At 69.7% G+C, this 5489-nt stretch carries 1 protein-coding gene; it reads left to right on the top strand.

The window, feature by feature from the left end:
• Window positions 1-5489: amino acid adenylation domain-containing protein (locus ACQ4OD_RS26165; RefSeq protein ID WP_430945202.1), on the top strand; the 5489-nt coding region annotated here is incomplete at both ends.

Consider the following 5489-nt stretch of genomic DNA (forward strand, 5'->3'; position numbering starts at 1 on the left):
GAACCGGATCGCGGGTGTGCGTGAGGCGCTGGTGCTGGTGCACGCGCATCCGCACAGCGGTGCGCGCCTGGTCGCCTATCACCGGGGTGAACCACAACAGGCCGACGCGCTGCGCCGGGCCTTGCTGGCACAGCTGCCGGAGTACATGGTGCCGGCGCTGTTCATCCATCTCGACAGCTGGCCACTGACCCCGAACGGCAAGCTGCAGCGCAAGGCACTGCCGCTGCCGGATCTGCAGGCGGGCGGCTACGAAGCGCCACAGGGCGAGACGGAAACCCTGCTGGCCGAGATCTGGGCGCAGTTGCTGGGTGTCGAGCGGGTAGGGCGTCACGACAACTTCTTCGAACTGGGCGGCCATTCGCTGCTGGCCGTGAGCCTGACCGCGCGGCTGCGCCAGGCCGGCCTGCAAGCCGATGTGCGCACGCTGTTCGGCCAGCCGACGGTGGCGGCGCTGGCAACCACCCTGGGGCACAGCCGCCAGGTGCCGGTTGCGGCCAACCTGATCCCGGCCGATTGCACCCGTATCACCCCGGACATGCTGCCGTTGGTGGCGCTGGAGCAGGCCGCCATCGAACGCATCGTCGCCACGGTGCCGGGGGGCGCGGCCAACGTGCAGGACATCTACCCGCTGGCACCGTTGCAGGAAGGCATCCTCTACCTGCACCTGAGCAGCGCGGACGCGGATCCGTATGCCTTGCGCGCGCAATTGCGCTTCGACAGCCCGGCGCGCCTGCAGGCGTTCGCCCAGGCCCTGGAGCAGGTCATCGCCCGGCATGACATCCTGCGCACCGCAGTGCTCTGGGAGGGCCTGGCGCAACCGGTGCAGGTGGTCTGGCGCCAGGCGCCGCTGCAACTGGCGCCGCTCGACGCGCAGCACCTGGCACGCCTGGACCTGGGCCAGGCGCCGCTGATCAGGCTGCTGCACCGCACCGTGCCGGGCAGCCAGCGGATCGAGGCGGTGCTGCAGTTCCACCATATCGTGCTCGACCACATCGCCATGCAGGCGGTGCAGGCCGAGCTGCGCGGCTATCTGTCGGGCCACGACGAGCCGCTGCCGCCGTCGGTGCCGTACCGCAACTATGTGGTGCAGGCGCGCCAGGGCGTCAGCGAGGCCGAGCATGAAGCGTTCTTCCGCGCCCGCCTGGGCGATATCGACGAGCCGAGCCTGCCGTTCGGCCTGCGCGAGGTACAAGGCGAAGGGCTGGCGCTCGATGAGGCCGAGGTCGAGTTCGAGGGGGCCCGCTATGGCCGCCTGCGTGACCAGGCTCGCCAGCTGGGGGTGAGCACCGCGAGCCTGGTGCACCTGGCCTGGGCGCGCCTGCTGGGCAGTGCCTGCGGCAAGGACCAGGTGGTGTTCGGTACCGTGCTGTTGGGCCGTCTGCAGGGCGGCGAGGGCAGCGAACGGGCGCTGGGCATGTTCATCAATACCTTGCCGCTGCGGGTCGACCTGGGTGGGCTCAGCGTGCGCGAAGGCGTGCTGGCCACGCACCGCGAGCTTTCGGCGCTGTTGCTCCACGAGCACGCCTCGCTGGCCCTGGCCCAGCGCTGCAGCCAGGTGGCGGCGCCGCTGCCGCTGTTCAGCGCCTTGCTCAACTACCGCCAGAGCAGCCGGGCCGCGCCGCAGGCGCAAGCCTGGGAAGGTATCGAGGCGCTGGGCAGCGAGGGGCGCACCAACTATCCGCTGAGCCTGAACGTGGATGATTTCGGCGACGGCCTGCGCCTGGGCGTGCAGGTGTCTGCCCAGGTTGGCGCGCAAAGAGTCTGCGCGCAGATGCTGCAGGTGCTCGACGGTCTGCTGCTGGCGCTTGAACAGCACCCCGAGGAGCAACTGCAGCGCCTGCCCGTGCTGAGCGCCGATGAACGGCGCCAGGTGCTGGGCGCTTTCAACGACACGACCCAGGCCTACGACCTCGACCAGACCCTGCACGGAATGATCGAGGCCCAGGTGCGGCGCACCCCTGATGCCGTGGCGGTAAAGGCAGAGGAGGGCGAGCTGAGCTATCGCCAGCTGGATGAACAGGCCAACCGCCTGGCCCATCACCTGATCGCCCTGGGCGTGAAACCCGACGACCGGGTGGCGATCTGCGTCGAGCGGGGCCTGGCGATGGTGGTCGGCCTGCTGGCCACCCTCAAGGCCGGCGGCGCCTATGTGCCGGTGGACCCGGAGTACCCGGCCGAGCGCATCCGGCACATGCTTGGCGACAGTGCCCCGCTGGCGGTGCTGGTGCACGCCGCCACACGCCATGTGCCGCAGGCCGGCGCGGTGCCGGTGATCGACCTCGACCTGCCGACCTGGCTGGAGCAACCGGCACAGGCGCCACAGGTGGCCGGGTTGACCCCGCGCCACCTGGCCTACGTGATCTACACCTCCGGATCCACCGGCCTGCCCAAGGGGGTGATGAACGAGCACGCCGCAGTGGTCAACCGCCTGCTGTGGATGCAGGACGCCTATCGCCTGGGCGCTGACGACGTGGTACTGCAGAAGACCCCGTTCAGTTTCGACGTGTCGGTGTGGGAGTTCCTCTGGCCGCTGCAGACCGGGGCACGGCTGGTGATGGCGCGCCCTGGCGGGCACCGCGACCCCGAGTACCTGCGCGAGGTGATCCGCGCCGAGCAGGTCAGCACCTTGCACTTCGTGCCGTCGATGCTCGATGTGTTCCTCGCCCATGGCGATGTCCTGCCGCACCGCCTCAAGCGCGTGCTGTGCAGCGGCGAAGCCTTGCCCGGCAGCCTGGTGCGGCGCTTCCAGGCACAGCTGCCGACGGTCGAGTTGCACAACCTGTACGGCCCGACCGAAGCGGCGGTGGACGTCAGTGCCTGGCACTGTGTGACGGCGCCGGACAACACGCCGATCGGCAAGCCGATCGCCAATACCACGCTATACGTGCTCGATGCCCACGGCCAGCCCGTGCCGCGGGGCGTGGCCGGCGAGCTGTACATCGGCGGCGTGCAGGTGGCGCGTGGCTACCTCAACCGCGAGCAACTGACTGCCGAGCGCTTCCTCGACGATCCGTTCGCCAGCCAGGCCGGTGGTCGGCTGTACCGCACGGGCGACCTGGCCCGGCATCTGCCCGACGGCAACCTGGAGTACCTCGGGCGCAACGACGACCAGGTGAAGCTGCGCGGCCTGCGCATCGAGCTGGGCGAGATCCAGGCCTGCCTGACCCGCGTCGACGGGGTCAAGGAAGCCGTGGTGCTGGCTCGCGACCAGCGCCTGCTGGCCTACTACACCGGCGCCCGGCAGGCGCCGGAGGCCTTGCGCGCGGCACTGCTCGGCCAATTGCCGGAGTTCATGGTGCCAGCCTCGTTCACCTACCTTGAGGCGCTGCCGCTGAGCCCCAACGGCAAGCTGGACCGCAAGGCGCTGCCGCAGCCAGAGGCGACGCAGCAGGTCTACGAGGCGCCGCAAGGCGAGGTCGAGACCCTGTTGGCGCAACTCTGGCGTGAGTTGCTGGGTGTCGAACCGGTCGGTCGCCACGACAACTTCTTCGAGCTCGGCGGCCACTCGCTGCTGGCCGTTACCCTGACCGCGCGCATGCGCCAGGCGGGCCTCGCGGCGGATGTGCGGGTGCTGTTCGGCCAGCCGACCCTGGCGGCGCTGGCGGCGGCGGTGGGTGGCGAAGTGGTGGTGGAGGTGCCGGCCAACCGCATTCCGGCCGATTGTCAGCGCATCACTGTCGATATGCTGCCACTGGCGAAACTGGACCAGGCGGCGCTCGACCAGGTCGTGCGGCAGATCCCCGGCGGCGCGGCAAATGTCCAGGACCTCTATGCCCTGGCGCCGTTGCAGCAGGGCATTCTCTACCACCACCTGGCCAGCGCCGAGGTCGACCCCTATGTGCTGCAACTGGGCTTCGCCTTCGCCGGCCAGGCCGAGCTGGACGCCTTCGTTTCCGCGCTGAACCAGGTCATCGTCCGTCACGACATCCTGCGCACCAGCGTGCACTGGCAGGGGCTCGATGAGGCCGTGCAGGTGGTCTGGCGCCAAGCGCGCCTGGACATCCAGCCGGCACTGGACAGCGTGCGCCTGGACCTGGGGCGCGCACCCCTGATGCACCTGAGCAGCAGTGTGGAGCATGGCCGATTGCAGGCAACCCTGCTGCTGCACCATATCCTCCTCGACCATGCCGCCATGGAGCTGCTGGTGGCCGAGGTCGGCGATGTGCTACTGAACCGCGAGCCTCAGGGCGACAGCGTGCCATACCGCAACTATGTGGCCCATGCGCGACTGCGCGATGACAGCCAGGCGCAGGAGGCGATGTTCCGCGAGCTGCTGGGCGATATCGACGAACCGACCGAGGTGTTCGGCCTGCGTGACGCGCTGGGCGATGGCAGCCATGTGCTCGACCATCGGCAGTACCTGGACGACAGCCTGGCGCAACGCTTGCGCGGTCAGGCGCGGGCGCTGGGGATCAGTGTCGCCAGCCTGGTACACCAGGCCTGGGGGCAGGTGCTGGCGCAGTTGTCCGGCCGTGAGGAGGTGGTGTTCGGCACCGTGCTGCTTGGCCGCCTGCAAGGCGGCGAGGGGGCCGAACGGGCGCTGGGCATGTTCATCAACACCCTGCCGTTGCGGGTCAGCGTGGGTGACATGGACGTGGTCGCAGGCGTGCGCCTGACCCACCAGCGTCTGGCGCGCCTGCTGGCTCATGAACAGGCCTCCCTGGCCCTGGCCCAGCGCTGCAGCGGCGTACCGGCCTCGCAGGCACTGTTCACCAGCCTGCTGAACTACCGCCACAGCTCGGCTGGTGGCACGGAGCAGGCCCAGGCCTGGCAGGGGATCGAACTGCTGGCCGCCCATGAGCGCAGCAACTACCCGCTGGTGGCCAGCGTCGACGACCTGGGGGATGGATTCGCCCTGACCGTACAAGCGGTGTCGGCCGTGGACGGCGGCTTGGTCTGCCAGCTGTTGCAGGAGGCCCTGGCCCGCTTGGTCGAGGCGCTGGCGCATACGCCGGCAACGCCACTGAGCCGGCTGCATGGCTTGCCGGCAGCCGAGCGCGAGCGGGTGCTGCGCCAATTCAACGCCACCGCGCGCGATTATCCACGTGATCTGCCCGTGCATGTGTTGTTCGAGGCGCACGCCAAGGCCAGCCCGGATGCGCTGGCGGTGGCCCATGGCACAAGGCGCTGGAGTTACCAGGCCCTCGACCGGCAGGCCAACCGGCTGGCCGGGTATCTGTTGGAACTGGGCGTGCGTGCTGGCGACCGCGTGGCCTTGCTGCTGCCACGCTCCTTCGACCTGCTGGCGGCCCAGCTGGCGGTAAGCAAGTGCGCGGCGGTGTTCGTGCCGCTGGACGGCAATGCCCCGGTCGAACGCCAGGCGTTCATGGTCGGCGACAGCGGGGCGGCGCTGCTGCTGACCCACAGCGACCAGCCCGAAGTGGCGGCGGCGCGCCGGGTCGAACTCGACCGGCTCGACCTGAGCACCTATGCGGCTGCGCCGCTGGGGCTGGCGGTGGACGCCGGCAGTGCGGCGTACATCAGGCAGT

The organism is Pseudomonas sp. WC1, from assembly GCF_050586565.1.
In the GTDB taxonomy this organism is placed as follows: domain Bacteria; phylum Pseudomonadota; class Gammaproteobacteria; order Pseudomonadales; family Pseudomonadaceae; genus Aquipseudomonas.